Here is a 14,948-nt window from a genome sequence, read left to right as displayed (position 1 = left end):
CTCCTATCCCACTCGTTGAAGAAAGTGGGACGATTCCATCGATCCTTCGAGTGGAACACTCGACCGGGTCATTCTAACCCGATGTGCAAAAATCTCCTAGACAAGCCAGCACGGCTAGTAGTGCTTCACACTGAGAGTGATAGCACTTATCAAGGAACCTTGGTTTGATCGGGCACAGCTGGCTCTGCGGCGGCCTGGATCGTTGAAGGGGGATCGATCGCATCGATCACAGGCTGCAAGGAAGTTGAAAAGTTCATTTGTTCGATTTCCTTGTTGAGCATGTTGATCAATGCTTGCAAGAAGGCCACCAGCATCGGCCCCACGAGAATTCCAATAGGGCCCAGCACCTGCACCCCACCGATCACACTCAACAGCGCCAGCAGCGGGTGCAAATTCGCTTGGCCATGCAAGATGTAGGGTTTGAGGACGTTATCCACCATCGAAACCACGGCCGTGCAATACCCTGCCAAGACCAACGCCGCCATGGGCCGCTCGTCGTGAAAATAGAGCACCAGACAGACGGGGACCCAAATCGCTGCCGCCCCGACAAACGGAATCATGGCGAAGAAAATGGTGATCGCCGTCAGGAAGAAAATTTTATCGAGTCCGACAAAAAAGAAGCCAATCCCCGCCAGCAGGCCTTGCACGATTGCCGAAACCAGCGTTGCCACGACGACCGAACGGCTAATGTCGCTGAACTTTTCCAGAAGTTCTCGCTCGTAGGCATCGTCCAGCGGCGACATTCGCATGAGGGCAATCAGCATGTACGGTCCATCGGCGAAGAAGTAATAGGTCGAGATGACCATGATCGCCAGCCCCACAAGGATGCTGGTCAAAATTTGTAAGCCCCCCACCGCAATCGGCGCTACCGTGCTGACCAAGTTTTCCTGAATCGCCTTGTTCGTGGCGTCGACATCGAGTTCAGGCAAATTCAGCCGGATCAAAATTTTGGCGTTGATTTCGTTGACGATTTTCGTGACCAGGGTATCCAAGGCATTTTTCTTATGCTGCTCCGTTTCATCTCCACCCACGGCTGCCTGTTCACTCTCAGCTTCGTCGACGGCCTTAGCTTCGCTGGCGACCGCCGCGACGGCGTAAGTGGAATAAAGCTCCATCCCTTCGGCAATGGCCCGCATTGTCATGGCGAGCGTGGGCAACAGCACAATCAGCACAATGACCAGCGTCGTCAGCGCCGCCGCGATGCGACGATGACGCCCCACTTTCGACAAAATCCACAGATGAACAGGTTTGAAAATGACGACCAGCACGGCCGAGAGAAACAACGGCACGATAAAAAGGACCATCACCTCGAAGAACTTCATGCCGATCAGCAGCACGATGGTCAGCAGAACAATAAACGAAACGACGCGTGGCACGTGGTGCTCCTTATCGGCAATTTCTTCTCCGTGGGGATTTCGTCCCCAACAACGGCATCTTGCCAAGTCATTCTAAAAGGCAAAGTCACCTTCGTGAAAGACAAGAAATGCTCGCGGCAACGATTCCTTGCCGAAGGCGGCCCCGGGGAAATCAGCGTTTTGGCGAATGCCCCCTGATCTGCTATTCTGGAGAGAGAGCCCAACACTCCCCATTCGAGCTATGATCAGCCGACCCTATGATCAGCGTCGTTATCCCCACCCTGAACGAAGCTCCTTGCCTTGAAGAGCTGCACGAACAGCTCTCGGCAGTGGCCGCTGCGCGGGAATATGACCTGCAAATTATCTTTGTGGATGATGGTTCCACCGACGCCACCTGGAAAACCATCGAGAAACTCGCACGCCAGGATCAGCGAGTGTTAGGTATTCGCTTCCGGCGAAATTTTGGCAAATCGGCCGCGCTGAGCGCCGGTTTCGATGCAGCTGTCGGAGAAATCATCATCACGATGGATGCCGACTTGCAGGACGATCCGGCCGAGATCCCGAACTTGATTGCGAGGCTCAACGAAGGGTTCGACGTGGTGAACGGCTGGAAACGTGAACGCCATGACCCTTGGCACAAAATCTGGCCATCGAAAATATTCAATAAGCTTGTGAGCGCGATGACGGGCGTTCGTCTACACGATCACAATTGCGGCCTCAAATGTTTTCGCCGCGACGTTATCAACGAAGTGCGTCTGTACGGCGAGCTGCACCGCTTTGTTCCCGTGCTCGCTGCTGCCCGCGGCTTTCGCGTCGGCGAAGTCGTGGTGAAACATCGCCCGCGACTTTTTGGCGAATCCAAGTACGGTTGGTCACGCATTCCCAAGGGGCTGCTTGATTTGTTGACCGTGCGATTCATCACCCGCTTTAACCAACGCCCGCAGCATTGGCTGGGGATGGCGGCTTTGTCGTCGCTGGCACTTGGCATTCTCGGGATGGGCTATTTGGCCATTCTATGGTGCGTATCGCGACTACCCGGTCATGTGCCAATTCATCTGCATGAGACCGCGGCTTTGTATTATTCGCTCGTGCTGTTGTTGATCGGGGCGCAACTTTTGGCGCTGGGATTTGTCGCTGAGCTGATCTCGGCCCTACTCTCCCGCGACACCGACGCCTATTCCATCGCAGCCCACACCGAACCAGAGAAGCGAACGACGCTAGGAAAGCATTTAAAAATCTCTCAGTCCACCGAGAACCCGGAATCATGAGCCCGCAAGGCAGCGCTGCTCAAACGTCATTGCGTTGGGGAATTTACGCAATCCTGATCGCCATCGCGGTGGGGAATATGACCGGCCGCTTGTTGTCGGTCAATTCGATCAATCGCATTGATCTTGAGCGGCATGTCGTCAATCGTGAGTTACAAACATTCGAAGAGCAACTCCGTTTAAAGAATCTCTCCGATGAGGAACATGCCAAGCAATTAGCAGCGCAGCGAGAACGCCTCGAGCTTGAGCATCAGTTGCAACGTCCCTTCTTGAGCGCCAACGACCGCAGTCGCTGGCTGGCGATCCGTGCCCTTGTGGAATTAGGCACCTTCGAAATTGATACGCTCATCGATCGGGATGTATGGAACACCATCGACATGGTCCAGCATCGGGGTGATGACGGCGAGCTACACATTTATTCCAGCAAGCCTCCGCTACTAATTACACTGCTTGCCGGTGAATACTGGGTGATTCATAAACTCACGGGCATGACTCTCGCCGAGCATCCTTATTTGATTGGCAGATTCATGCTATTCACGGTGAATGTGCTGCCGTTAGCGTGGATGTTGGTGATTGTCGCTCAACTGGCGGAACGCTTTGGTAAAACCGATTGGGCACGAATTTTCTTGGTCGCCACGGCATGCTTTGGCACGATGCTTGGAACATTTGCCGTGGTGCTCAACAATCACACGATCGCTGCAGTGTTCGCCGCTGTTTCCCTGGCAAGCTTTGCACGGATTTGGTGCGATGGCTCGAGTCGCATCCACGATTACGCCGTTTGCGGCATCGCGGCAGCGTTCACGGCCGCTAATGAGCTCCCCGCCCTTTCAATGTTTGCCCTTGTGGCGTTGGCTCTGTTGACCCGAAACCGCCGTGCTTGGTTGATCGGTTTTTTGCCACCTGCGGCCATTATTGCTCTCGCTGTGTTCGGCACCAACTACGCCGCACACGGCACGCTATCGCCTCCCTACGCTTTCCGCACAACCGAAGAGGGCGAGGAAAACTGGTATCAATACAAATACACGGTCGAAGGAGTCGAAATCAAAAGCTACTGGGCCAATCGCCAAGGGATTGATCGTGGCGAGGAATCAAAGCTCAAATATGCTTGGCATTGTTTGTTCGGCCATCACGGCGTGTTTTCGCTCACTCCGGTTTGGCTTTTGAGCATGGTAGGACTGGTCATGTGGTGGCGAGGCGGGGAACGCAGTACGAGCCAAATCGCACTGGGAATCGCGATTCTCACCGTCGTTTGCCTGACGTTCTTCATTGCCCTCAGACCACTCGAAGATCGCAACTACGGCGGCATGACCAGCGGCTTACGCTGGATGTTCTGGTTTGCTCCGTTGTGGTTGTGGGCCATGTTGCCAACCGTCGACAAGCTCAGCACATCCCGCGGCGGAAAGGCACTTTGCCTTGTGCTGCTCGCTATTTCCGTGTTTTCGGCAAGCTACCCCACCTGGAATCCCTGGACGCATCCCTGGATTTACAACGGCATGGAATCGCTGGGCTGGATCGCGAACTAGCTTTAGCCAATCAATTCCCGCGGCAATTCAAACTTGTCCCACGCCTTAGAAAGCGGCGCGACGACACTCACCGGTTCCTGTGTCATTGGGTGCCGAAACCCAATTGAGCGGGCATGAAGCGCGATCGGACGTTCGCGGGGGTCTTCCTTCGGTTCGCCAAAAGCGATCTTGCTGCCGTAATCCTCATCCCCCACCAGCGCATAGCCACGCGCCCGTGCTTGGGCACGTATTTGATGTGTGCGGCCGGTCTCAAGCTCAATCTCGAGCCAACTCCCCAGCGGCGAATGCCACAGCACGCGGTAATGCAAAATCGCATGCTTGCCGGCGGGATGATCGGCCGTGACGATCTCTGGCTGAGGTATGCCGTGACGTTTGTGCAGATAGTCGGTCCAAGTTCCTTCGTCCGGAGTCACGTGACCTTCAAAGAATGCCCAATAGATTTTGCTGACCGTGCGTTCGGCGAACTGGGCACAAATTCGTTGTGCTGCCCGGACGTGCCGTGCAAATATTAAAGCGCCCGTGGTGGGTCGATCCATCCGGTGAGTGATGCCGAGATAGATATTCGCGTCGTCAGGCTTCCCTTCCTGTTGGCGATAGTAATTTTTGACGCGCACTTCCATGCTGTCGATGCCGCGCGGAGCTTGCGTGAGCACCCCCGCCTCTTTGTTCACAACCAGGCACGGACCATTCTCATAAAGTATTTCTAACGGCGGCGAATTCAACACGGCACCCTCAGCCAAAACGATTCATCACGCGGTCCACAAGCCGCGGGGCCCAACGATTGACGGCCACCAGCAGCCGTCCGCGCCAGTTGGGATAGATTTCCGTCCGCCGTAGCTCAATCGCTCGCACAATCTGGCGAGCCGCCGCGGCGGGTGAAATTCCCTTCTGTTTGCCCCAAGGTAACGAATCGCTCGTGGCGAGCAAATGGCTAAAGAATTCCGTATCAATCGTGCCAGGGCTCACCAACAGCACGTCAATTCCTCGCCCGTGCAATTCCGTACGCAAGGCCTCACTCCAGCCCCGGAGCGCAAACTTGCTGGCCGAATACTCGCTGTTGTAGGGCATCCCACGGTGACCAAGGATCGAACCGAGATTCACAATGAGTGCGTCATCACTTTGCGCCAAGAAAGGGAGCGACAACCGGGTCAATTCCGTGGGCGCATAAAAATTAACTTCCATGATTTGCCGAAGAATCGCTTCATCATGGCCGTCGAAATGTCCGTGGGCACTCACACCCGCATTGTTGACCAGCACGTCAATCGCCTGCCACTCGGCCTGCACTTTAGCAATGATCTCCGCGCGAAATTCCGCACGAGTAACATCGCCAATAAGTGCCTCGGCACTCTTGGCACCTGCCGACAGAAGTTCAGCAACCAACGGCTGAAGCACCTCGCCGCTGCGAGCGACCAACAATAGCCGGGCATGCCGACGCGCTAGTTGGAGGGCCAACTCACGCCCCACGCCACGTGACGCCCCGGTCAAGAGAATTCGCCGGTTTTCCAGGACGCGTCGAGCCATGGCAATGCTTAGGCCACTTCGTCGATTGATTCAGAAGGTGGCGATTCCAGCCGGCCCGTCGCCGCGGAGTACTCATGGACCTTCGAACTCTTATGCGGCCGAATCTGAACATCCGGCTGGTCCTGCATGCGTCCCCAGTACTTCTGCGAAATCCGGCAATGCACCACGATACGGTTTTCGACGTACGTGCGGCTCAAAACTTCGCCATACTGGGCCAGAAACGCAAGCAGCTTGCCGTTGCTGGCATCCATTTGGATTTCCAGGTCGAGAAAATCACGGCTCAGCGATTCACTCACGGCGTTGGACAGTCGGGATATTCCCTCGCCGCTCGCGGCGCTGATTAATACGGCACTGGGATAGCGGGTACGCAACGTTTCGATCGACGTTGGATCGGTCACTTGGTCGACTTTATTGAGCGCGAGAATCGTGTCTTTCTCGTCAATACCCAGTTCATGCAACACATCGTAAACAGCCAGAATTTGCTCCAATGCCGCAGGATTGCTTGCATCGGCCACATGAATCAGCAAATCCGCTTGCCGAGCTTCTTCGAGCGTGGCCTTAAAGCTGGCGATCAAATGGTGAGGCAAATCGCGAATAAATCCGACCGTATCGCTCAGCAGCACAGGCCCCCAGCCCGGCAATTGCCAACGGCGGGTCCGCGTGTCGAGCGTGGCAAATAACTTGTCCTCGGCCAACACGTGGGCGTCGGTCAGCCGGTTCATGAGCGTACTCTTACCGGCATTCGTATAGCCCACGAGCGAAACCGTCATGCGATCGCTGCGTGCCGCGACGGCCCGTTCTTTCCGCTCTTCAATTTTCTTAAGCTCGCTGCGGAGATCGTTGATCCGCTTTTCCACCAACCGGCGGTCGGTTTCGAGCTGCTTTTCACCAGGGCCACGCATGCCCACACCCATCTTCATACGCGACAAGTGGGTCCACATCCGTTTCAGCCGGGGAAGCGAATACTCAAGCTGCGCAAGCTCTACAGCCAAACGGGCTTCGTGAGTTTGGGCCCGACCGGAAAAGATATCGAGGATAATCTCGGTTCGGTCTAAGACCTTGACCTTGAACGCTTCTTCAAGATTACGAATCTGCGCCGGCGACAAATCGTTGTCAAAGACCACGACATCGGCCTCAAGCACTTCGACGAAGTGTCTGATTTCTTCAACCTTGCCTGTGCCGATATAGGTGGCTGGATCGGGCGAAGGCCGCTTCTGCGTGATGCGACCGACAACCTTCGCGCCAGCCGTCTGGACTAAGCCGGCTAGCTCGTCTAAAGGATCACTCGTATGAATGCCGTTTTGCGTGCGGTCGCTAGATAATTGAACACCGACCAGAATGGCCGATTCACTACTAATTCCTGCTGTGCGGTCGATGGAACTCACCGGGTTGGGAAATCTCCAAGGGTCTTAAAAGTTAGGGAGCGATGAAGAAGAGGAGTCATCTGCCAAACCAAGGTTCGCCTGAAAAAAACTTCCTCTCCCTCAGGCTCTATAAACAATTATAGCACCGAACACCTCGCCGGGGTAACGGCGGATGTCCGGTGCTTTTTTAGTGATTTCGCCAGATTCGGCCGAATTGGTTTACAGCTCACCCGCCCCGATCAGTTCGAACACGGCATCCTCGGCCGACAGTTCGTCAGAATCATCATCGAGAGAACGGCTGGTGACGATGTCTCCAAAATCGTCATCCGCAGCAGCTACGATGTAATCATCCAGCTCACTGCCCGCAGCCAAGTAGGCAACATCAACTTCCGCTTCAGTAAACGTGGCGCTAGGCTTGGTTGACACTGGGGCTTGTAAAATCCAGCCTGTCAAAATTGGCTCGCTTGCAGCAAACGACGGTTCGCTAGCAGTTTCTTCCGCAACAAGCGGCGCCGAGACACTCTCGCTGAATTCTTCTACGACCAACGCAGCAACAAGGGCACCCCCGCCAGTTCCATAATTGGATTGCCAACTGGCAAGATCCCCGTTGCTTCCAGGGCTGGGAGATTGCCCGCGCTGCCAAGCCAAGAAATCCCGACCGTTGATGACACTGTTGCCGTCAAAATCTCCTGACGCGGCACCCGTGAAGTCTGATTCATAGGCACCCACGTCGATACGGCCTTGCTTAACACGGTTTTCACCTCGTTGATCAAACTCCGGTACGCCGTTCTGTCCTGCCACGGCAGCAGGGTTACCACGACCGACAGCAGGGCTATCGTCTTTGAGTGCGTGGATCCAAGCAGTAGTGCCGTCAGTATTCAAAACGGGGCTTAGTATCTCAAGTCCTGGATCCAACACACCGAACTGGTCTCCGGGACTGGTGAATTTGGTCGTTAACCCTGTACCGATGACGTTGTATCCCAAACTATTGAATGTGTCCTGGAAGGTTCCTCCAACTCGGTCCACATCACTGTTTTGGTTGCCTGTCATCACAACGCTGGATTTGTTGCCGGCAATGATCGACGAACCCACGTCAGTTCGTGTCGTTGCTTGGCTACCGAAGGTTGCCACGCCAGCACCGAAACCAAAATAGGGCGCGGAGTTCTCAGTGATCGTGCTATGTTTGATCACTGTCAAACCGTCGGCGTTATAAATACCGCCGCCATAACTACGGGTCGAGTTGCCGGAAATCGTGGAATTCAAGACGGTAGTCTGCTTACCTGTCAAATTCGTGTTGCTATAAATGGCTCCACCATCTGCTCGTACGCCAGTCGTGTGGTTGTCTCGAAGAGAACTGTTAACAACCGACAGGCTTCCTTCTTGAATCGAGATGGCTCCACCATGGGCATCGGCACCCGCGGTCGAATTCTGTGCTAGATCCAATCCATTGACGGAAACGTCGGCGTTAACACTGGCTATGGCAGCGCCCGAGGCGAATTGCCCAGTAGTAACATTTTGAAAGAAATTCCCTCTTTCGATCGTTAAGCTGCCACCATTCATAAATATGGCCCCACCCTTGGCTTGCGAGCCAGTCGTGATGTTAAACGCAAATGTTGTATCGATAAACGTGGCTTCACTGTCTCTGAGTGATATCGCCCCGCCTTCGGCAGTCGAACCCTGGCTACGATTGCCGCTGATAATCGAATTGGTCAGCGTCATCGTGGCGTTGCGGGCATAAATGCCACCGCCGTCGCCCATGCCGGTCGTCGTGAGATTGCCAGTAATGTACAGGTAATCGGCGGTAAAATTGCCATTTCTAATGTAGATCGCGCCCCCCTTGCCGCCCGCTGAGGTGGTCGTGGAATTTCCAGACAGGAACGAATTATTGATCTCCAGGTTACCATCCAAAACGTGAATCGCGCCGCCACCACCAGTACCGGTTGAGGAATTGCCAATGAACGTGCTGTTCTCGATAAGCAAATCGCCAAACTGTTGAGAGATCGCACCACCATTGGTCGTCGCAGCGTTGTTGACAAACAACATGTCGTCAAACGTAAGGTTTTCTTTGCTGATGACCTGAGTGTTGTTTTCAAACCGAATACCACTGATTCGGACGTCGCTCAATTCGGCATTATTTCCATCATTAATGTTCACCGTCAGCGAAGAATTTCCAGTGAAATACATCGCTGTGGATCCAAGACCCACGATGTTTACCGAATTGGTGATGTTCAAAGCATCGCCTGGAAAAGTCTCTCCTTCCCATGTGAAGAGAAAGACGATCGTTTCCGGTAAAGGATTTAAATTCGCATCCGTAAGGGCAGCAACGAATGTTGAATAGCTTCCTTCTGCGGGACTTCCGTCACCCACCAACAGAACATCCGTTTGAACCTCATAGGCACCGATGTCGATGCGACCACCGTTGGCAACATCCTCAATGCGATTAAAAGGAAAACCTCGCTGATCGAACTCCGGCACGCTGCCTAGGCCGTTCGCGTTAGGGTCCCCAGCGTCAATCGCCGGGCTGCCAGGCTGCAATCTGTGCACAGCGGTGAGTCCGCCGAGTTTGACCAATGGAGCGAGAAGTGGATTCTTGTTGACCTGATCTCCCGCAGCCGAGAAGACGCCCCCTGTTACGGCATTGCCGTTGCCGATTAAGTTGTAACCCAAGGAGACAATATTACTGGGGCCGGAGAGCACATGCTGGACATCGTTAGTAGTATTGCCCGCAATAATGCTCGAGCGGATTTCCGTGGTGGCGGCTCCATTACGGAAGCTCGCCACGCCACCTCCCAATGTGGAACCCGCGGTATTTAGCGTGATTGTACTGTATTGAATGACAACATTACCGCCGGCGTTCGCAATACCGCCACCGTGGAGAGTGCCAGTATTGCCTGAGATTGTCGAATTCTCGACCGTGACATCGCCACTAATAACATAGATGCCACCGCCACTGCTTGAGGAGCGATTGTTGTTGATCGTTGTGGAATCCAGAAAGAGCGTCCCCGCCTGCACGGCAATGGCACCGCCAAAAGCAGTCGAAGAGTTTTCCTTCACTGTGACGTTTTTGAGAACGAGATCACCACTGGTCAGAATTCCCCCGCCTAGTTCCTGACGATCTCCCCCCATCAACGTCAGATTGGAGATTGCTACGCTGGCCGTGATCTGAAAAACACGCGTACCGTCACCATTGTTCGAAGAGGGAGTAGGGTCATTACCCGTGGCATCGATTTCCAGAATGAACTGGGGTCCTTCGATGGTCACATCTTGATCAATCGATATTTGACCCAGTTTGAGCAGAATCGTGGCTGCTGGGGAGGGAGTAGGATCGGTGTTGCTCCCAGCCTGTGTCAGTTGTTGGGAAAATCGGATCGTGCTTGGCTCTGGATTGAGATTTGCAAACTCCAGCGCTTCTCGCAGTGAGAAATCGCCGGCGACTGTGTAGTCATACACTTCCACGTTTGTGCCATTGGGCAACACAAGAGCATCCGGGGTCGGAAACGTATCCCAGACCCGCGTGTATTGACCGTCATTCTCGTCTTCTAGCGCATCAACGACAAACACGCCGCGTTGCACTTCAACTGCACCAATATCGATACGGTCTATTTCTAAACCCAAACCGTCAGCGACCCGAACAAAGTGTCGGCCACGTTGATCAGAAACTCCCTCAAATTGCTCTGGTAAGAAATCAGCGTTGCCTGCATCAATCGCGGGGCTTACGCTGAATTCTTCACTGTTAGGATCGGAATTCGGATAGTAGGTTCGGGTCGGCCCCCCGTAGTAATCCAACGGAAGCAGTTCTGGATCGATACCAAATATGTTCGTACCTTGATCGTATTCAATCACGAAAGCAATTGGCTTAAATTCGTCCTCGGGATCATCGACGTAGTCACCCCAAGTGGCAGTGCGAGTATCGTCCGGCGCGTGGAATGCCAACCGATTTTCGGCTAATTCTGGTGGGTCTTCTGAACTCGTAGCGGCTCCATCATCAGGCTGGCCCGCATCCCAGATACCAACAAACGGGCTCTGATCGTCCGGCTGGACCCATTCCCAGCCTTCAGTGGGACCGTCCTCTTCGTTAACTTGAATACCGCCAATCCACGGACCGATATTCTGTGCCGGACGCGTGTCGTCAGTTTCTGGCTCAAAAAGCTTCCAGAAAAGCTGATCGTCAATTAAATCAAAGACGACCTGATTTTCTTCCGGACTCGTAATCGTCGCCAGGTGACCGGTCCCGGAACTGGCAATCGCGTTGGCATCTGTCCAAGCAATGCCCTCCGGCGCGGAAATGACAAGATAAAAATTTCCATCTGGGCTGCTGCCAGCCACTGTGCCACCGCCAACAGTACCAATAAGGTTGTAGTCCAGAATGTTGAGGTCGGGAATCAGCGGCTCACCTTCGATGTCGAAGTAGATGGCGGCCAAGTCTTCATCTTGTCCAGCAAGACGGGTGTTCCCATATGCGATCGTGTGAGTCAAATTTGTCGTCGGTATCGGGGCATCTTCTTCATCCACCGCACGACCATATGTCGCAACGCCACCGCCGCGGTAGGCGATGTTCTCGGTAATCGTGCTGTGTTGGATATCGACCGTGCCACGGCGAGTAAAGATACCGCCACCGAAACCGGGATGATCGACAATGCTAGTCGTCAGGTTCTGCGCGATCGTGGAATTGGTGATCGTTACCAAACTGCCGAGTTCGCCATCTTCGCTACCCGCGAAGATGCCACCACCACCACCACCCGAAGTATTGTTGACGATCAAACTGTTTTGCACGGTAAGACTACCGAACGGCTGATAGATGCCGCCGCCACCATCGGCCGCGGAATTACCACTAATTTCAGTTTCGATCAGAAGCAAATTCTCTGTTGTGAAAATAGCACCGCCACGACCATCTCCGGTCAACAGTGCCCCACCTGAAATCGTCATGCCGCCGATTACAACATCACGGTACTGGTTGTCGGCGTCGATACTGATATTAAAGACGCGTTGTCCTACCGTCCCATTGATGGACAAAACACCAGCACCCGGGCCAAGAATTGCGACCTGGTCGGTTATGTTCAGTACCCCACCGTTCGCCCTGCCATCCAAAAAGATCGCGCCAGGGCTGGAACTGCCTGTACTCTGATTCGTGAAGAGAAAATCGGCAAAAACGATGGTGTCATTCACATTGGGAGTGCTATTGGAAAGCTGGACCGCCTGGCGCAACGAGCCGACTACGACGTTGCCATCGTTATCGAGATCACCGAGATTGTTTACCACGTAAGTCGCCAACATCCGTCGGTCTTCGAGCGGCTCCATGCGCAGCATCTTTGAGAACGAGCCTTTCGCCCCCTTCGACTGCGACAAAATGGTCTTCAAAGTGGATTGCTTGAAAGTTGACCGCGCAGCACGACCGCGACGCTGTTTTCCTTGAGCCATTACAGGTGTTCCTCAAAAATAAGATGTCAGACAGACTTGTCTGTCTGGGATTTTTAGACCTAGTTGGGAGGTGGGCGCACATCATTTCTCGCCCCTGTGAGAAACGACGGGCTGGCAGTCGGAGCCAAAAATCCAGCCCTCATTGTAATTGCACACGAGGGAATTGGCAAAAACTGTGCAGTCCAAAAAAGCCACAAAATGAAAAGAATTTGCCAACGCCCCCAATAGGCGTAGCCAAAAAAAAGCCCTGGACGGTTTCCCGCCAGGGCTTTGGACATGCCAGAAGTGGTTACTTTCTTACGCGAGTGTTACCAGACGTACTCCGTACTCACCGAGAAACCGTGGTACAGGGCATCACTCTCGGCCGTGATCGTGGCGGGGAGGAAGTTTGTGGTATCGATATTCCCGGCCACCGACGCGAGGTTGTCGATGTAAATCGCGTTGTAACCGCCCTTGAGCGACCAACTCGGCAGAATGTCGCCCACAATATTAACTCCAAACTCGCCAATAAAGGCCACCTTATTGCCGTCCGCGGGGACGGAATAATCTGCGGGGGCGTTCCCAACGGCCGGGAAATTACCATCTCCTTGGAATTCCCAGCGGTTGTTGTAAACGCCCGCCTTACCCTCGCAGCCGATGCGTAGGCCTTGGCGAACGCCAATCCAACCGTCACCACCCAATTGGAAGCCCAATACATCGTTGGATGACGCCCACGACAGGGCCGAATCACCGGCCAATGTCACGGTGTCGAAATTCAGATCCTCGGTCAGCCGCAAATACCGAAAACCGAGCAAATAAGTGCCGGAGATACGCGGATTGTTCCCCACCCAGTAGCGGCGGTAGCTCAGTTCCGTGCTCTGCAAGTCCGATTTGTAGCCCAAGGTGTAGGTAGCACCATCGTCAAGTCCGTCGATCGGTGTAGGCACACCAAAATTGGAAAAGACCGTGAATAACTGGAAATTCTGATTGGGAGGATTGGTTGTCACATCCACCGAGTTAACCGTGTTTGTAAAGCCAATGTCGTAAACTCCCATGTAGGTCGCTTCCAAGATCGACAGCGGACCTAAGTCATAGCGAAAACCAATTTGCCAACCCGCCTCGTAACCATCGAGACTCTCAGATGGATCCAAAATTCTGGGTGCTGCGGGACCTGCCGTGACCGAAGCCAACGGGCCCACACCATCCAGGATCGAATCGGCATTAATAAATACTGCCCCGAATGTGACGTCATAGTAGTGGGGACCAATTTGATCCTCGCTGTATCCGCCGAAATCGATGTCCATGGGGTCACCATAAGCTCCCCCCATTCCCATGCCTCCGCCCATCGGAGGGCAATAGCCACCGGGGCCAGCCGGTCCGCAATAGCTCGCCGGCAATACGATTGAGTTGCCGCGCACGTCGACAAACTCGCCTCCGACGGCTGCGGTTGGTCCGCCCGCTAGGGGCGAGGCCATATGCGCTGGAATCTGAGAGGCTTGATGGAATTGACCTCCCGACTGAGCAACAGCAGGCGACATGTATCCGTTTTGTGCCAAGCACGGTTGGACAGCCGGCCAAACCGCAGCCACACCCAGTGTCAGCCTGGCGACGAGTCGCCGACTCACTCTACTGCATTTCATCGAGAATCCCCCCCTTGGCTTCCTCGGCAAACACCGCAATCTGTCGGCGTTTTGCCCGCGAAAAGTGGCCGAGTTTATTGCTCGGCGTGTATTCACTAGATTGTCTTTTTTGGTTCGAGCAGACTTTTTTGGACGGCGGGCTTTGACGGCGCATCGCAAAACAGTCCGATTGCTAGGATTTATCGGACCGGTCAGACCGGAATAATCAGACTTTTCGTTACAAGCCGCACTTTTTATGGAATCGAACAGTTTCGAGAACTCGACTTAACGACAGTACATTGCAGGCTTACCGCCCGTATGGTGTTGTCCAATAAGCGTTTACAAGGGCCGCCGGCTTATTGAGGCAAAACAAAATAATCGGAAAATTTTGCCTTATCGCGTGTGACAACTGCTGGCAAAAACGTCCTTATACTTAGAGCTTGCTTGCTCTCAGGACATGTTGGGGTCGTCCGTTTTGATTTCGCCAAAATTTGCCGCTTCTCGGGGTCAAAGGGTGTGCAAGAAGTTTGACGACGACAGCAGACCTAACTAACATGAGTGATTGAGTAAACGACGCCGGAGCCAAGGTCAGGAAATTCCGGCAGGCCAGTCGCGACTCAAACGAACGCTAGCTATCTCCTGGGGTTTGCCAGAATCCTAGGAGAGTTCCATTCAGGGCATGGAAAGAGCTAGCCCCACCAACCGGAACGAACTTTTCCCTCTGTACAGAGCTATCTGGAATACGAGGGGTACGAACTTCAGCAACTACGAACGTCAGCGTTACTTAGAAGCAGTCGTCGGATCTCCCCTCCGCCAGTGCACACGAATTCAGCGAATCCTCGCTCACACGCGGAGAATGTCTGCGCCGAGCGATAGCGACCGTCGTTGCGCGAAAACATCAGGA

General features: G+C 54.0%; 8 protein-coding genes. 2 read left to right on the top strand and 6 right to left on the bottom strand.

Annotated elements, in window-relative coordinates; genetic code table 11:
- Positions 1 to 149: 149 nt before the first annotated feature.
- The gene (locus AC6T8Q_RS06230; protein WP_500678243.1) at positions 150 to 1,376 is read right to left on the bottom strand and encodes an AI-2E family transporter; all 1,227 of its coding nucleotides are present in this window, start codon (positions 1,374 to 1,376) and stop codon (positions 150 to 152) included.
- Positions 1,377 to 1,612: 236 nt separating this feature from the next.
- Here AC6T8Q_RS06230 and AC6T8Q_RS06225 point away from each other — a divergent pair, with 236 nt between their 5' ends.
- Together AC6T8Q_RS06225 and AC6T8Q_RS06220 are read left to right on the top strand one after the other, a co-directional pair.
- Positions 1,613 to 2,623: a glycosyltransferase family 2 protein gene (locus AC6T8Q_RS06225; protein ID WP_500678242.1), complete on the top strand. Its 1,011-nt coding sequence runs from the start codon at positions 1,613 to 1,615 to the stop codon at positions 2,621 to 2,623.
- Positions 2,620 to 4,143 carry a hypothetical protein gene (locus tag AC6T8Q_RS06220; RefSeq protein WP_500678241.1) on the top strand — a complete coding sequence of 508 codons (1,524 nt, stop codon included), beginning with the start codon at positions 2,620 to 2,622 and terminating at the stop codon, positions 4,141 to 4,143. Before AC6T8Q_RS06225 ends, AC6T8Q_RS06220 begins: the two co-directional genes overlap by 4 nt.
- Positions 4,144 to 4,145: 2 nt before the next feature.
- Here AC6T8Q_RS06220 and AC6T8Q_RS06215 read toward each other — a convergent pair whose 3' ends face one another.
- The 5 genes from AC6T8Q_RS06215 to AC6T8Q_RS06195 all read right to left on the bottom strand — a co-directional run bounded on the left by AC6T8Q_RS06215 (position 4,146) and on the right by AC6T8Q_RS06195 (position 13,900).
- Complete coding sequence (locus AC6T8Q_RS06215) at positions 4,146 to 4,883, bottom strand: RluA family pseudouridine synthase (protein WP_500678240.1); 738 nt, start codon at positions 4,881 to 4,883, stop codon at positions 4,146 to 4,148.
- A complete protein-coding gene (locus tag AC6T8Q_RS06210) occupies positions 4,876 to 5,664 on the bottom strand; it encodes an SDR family NAD(P)-dependent oxidoreductase (protein WP_500678239.1) in 789 nt (262 codons plus the stop codon). Before AC6T8Q_RS06210 ends, AC6T8Q_RS06215 begins: the two co-directional genes overlap by 8 nt.
- An 8-nt stretch (positions 5,665 to 5,672) precedes the next feature.
- Positions 5,673 to 7,049 (bottom strand): GTPase HflX, encoded by a 1,377-nt coding sequence (hflX, locus tag AC6T8Q_RS06205; RefSeq protein ID WP_500678238.1) that lies wholly within the window; start codon positions 7,047 to 7,049, stop codon positions 5,673 to 5,675.
- A 198-nt stretch (positions 7,050 to 7,247) separates the two neighbouring features.
- A complete protein-coding gene (locus AC6T8Q_RS06200; RefSeq protein ID WP_500678237.1) occupies positions 7,248 to 12,446 on the bottom strand; it encodes a choice-of-anchor Q domain-containing protein in 5,199 nt (1,732 codons plus the stop codon).
- Positions 12,447 to 12,754: 308 nt separating this feature from the next.
- Complete coding sequence (locus tag AC6T8Q_RS06195) at positions 12,755 to 13,900, bottom strand: hypothetical protein (protein WP_500678236.1); 1,146 nt, start codon at positions 13,898 to 13,900, stop codon at positions 12,755 to 12,757.
- Positions 13,901 to 14,948 lie beyond the last annotated feature (1,048 nt).

The organism is Bythopirellula sp., from assembly GCF_041737835.1.
Lineage (GTDB): Bacteria > Planctomycetota > Planctomycetia > Pirellulales > Lacipirellulaceae > Bythopirellula.
Note: the sequence above shows the minus strand (reverse complement) of the source record. Positions and strands in the feature narration are given on the sequence as shown.

What these genes read in the sequence shown, in the direction of transcription:
- AC6T8Q_RS06225 (WP_500678242.1), top strand. Translation starts at nt 1,613, where the DNA reads ATGATCAGCGTCGTTATCCCCACCCTGAACGAAGCTCCTTGCCTTGAA.
- AC6T8Q_RS06220 (WP_500678241.1), top strand. Translation starts at nt 2,620, where the DNA reads ATGAGCCCGCAAGGCAGCGCTGCTCAAACGTCATTGCGTTGGGGAATT.
- AC6T8Q_RS06210 (WP_500678239.1), bottom strand. Translation starts at nt 5,664, where the DNA reads ATGGCTCGACGCGTCCTGGAAAACCGGCGAATTCTCTTGACCGGGGCG.
- AC6T8Q_RS06200 (WP_500678237.1), bottom strand. Translation starts at nt 12,446, where the DNA reads ATGGCTCAAGGAAAACAGCGTCGCGGTCGTGCTGCGCGGTCAACTTTC.
- AC6T8Q_RS06195 (WP_500678236.1), bottom strand. Translation starts at nt 13,900, where the DNA reads ATGGCCTCGCCCCTAGCGGGCGGACCAACCGCAGCCGTCGGAGGCGAG.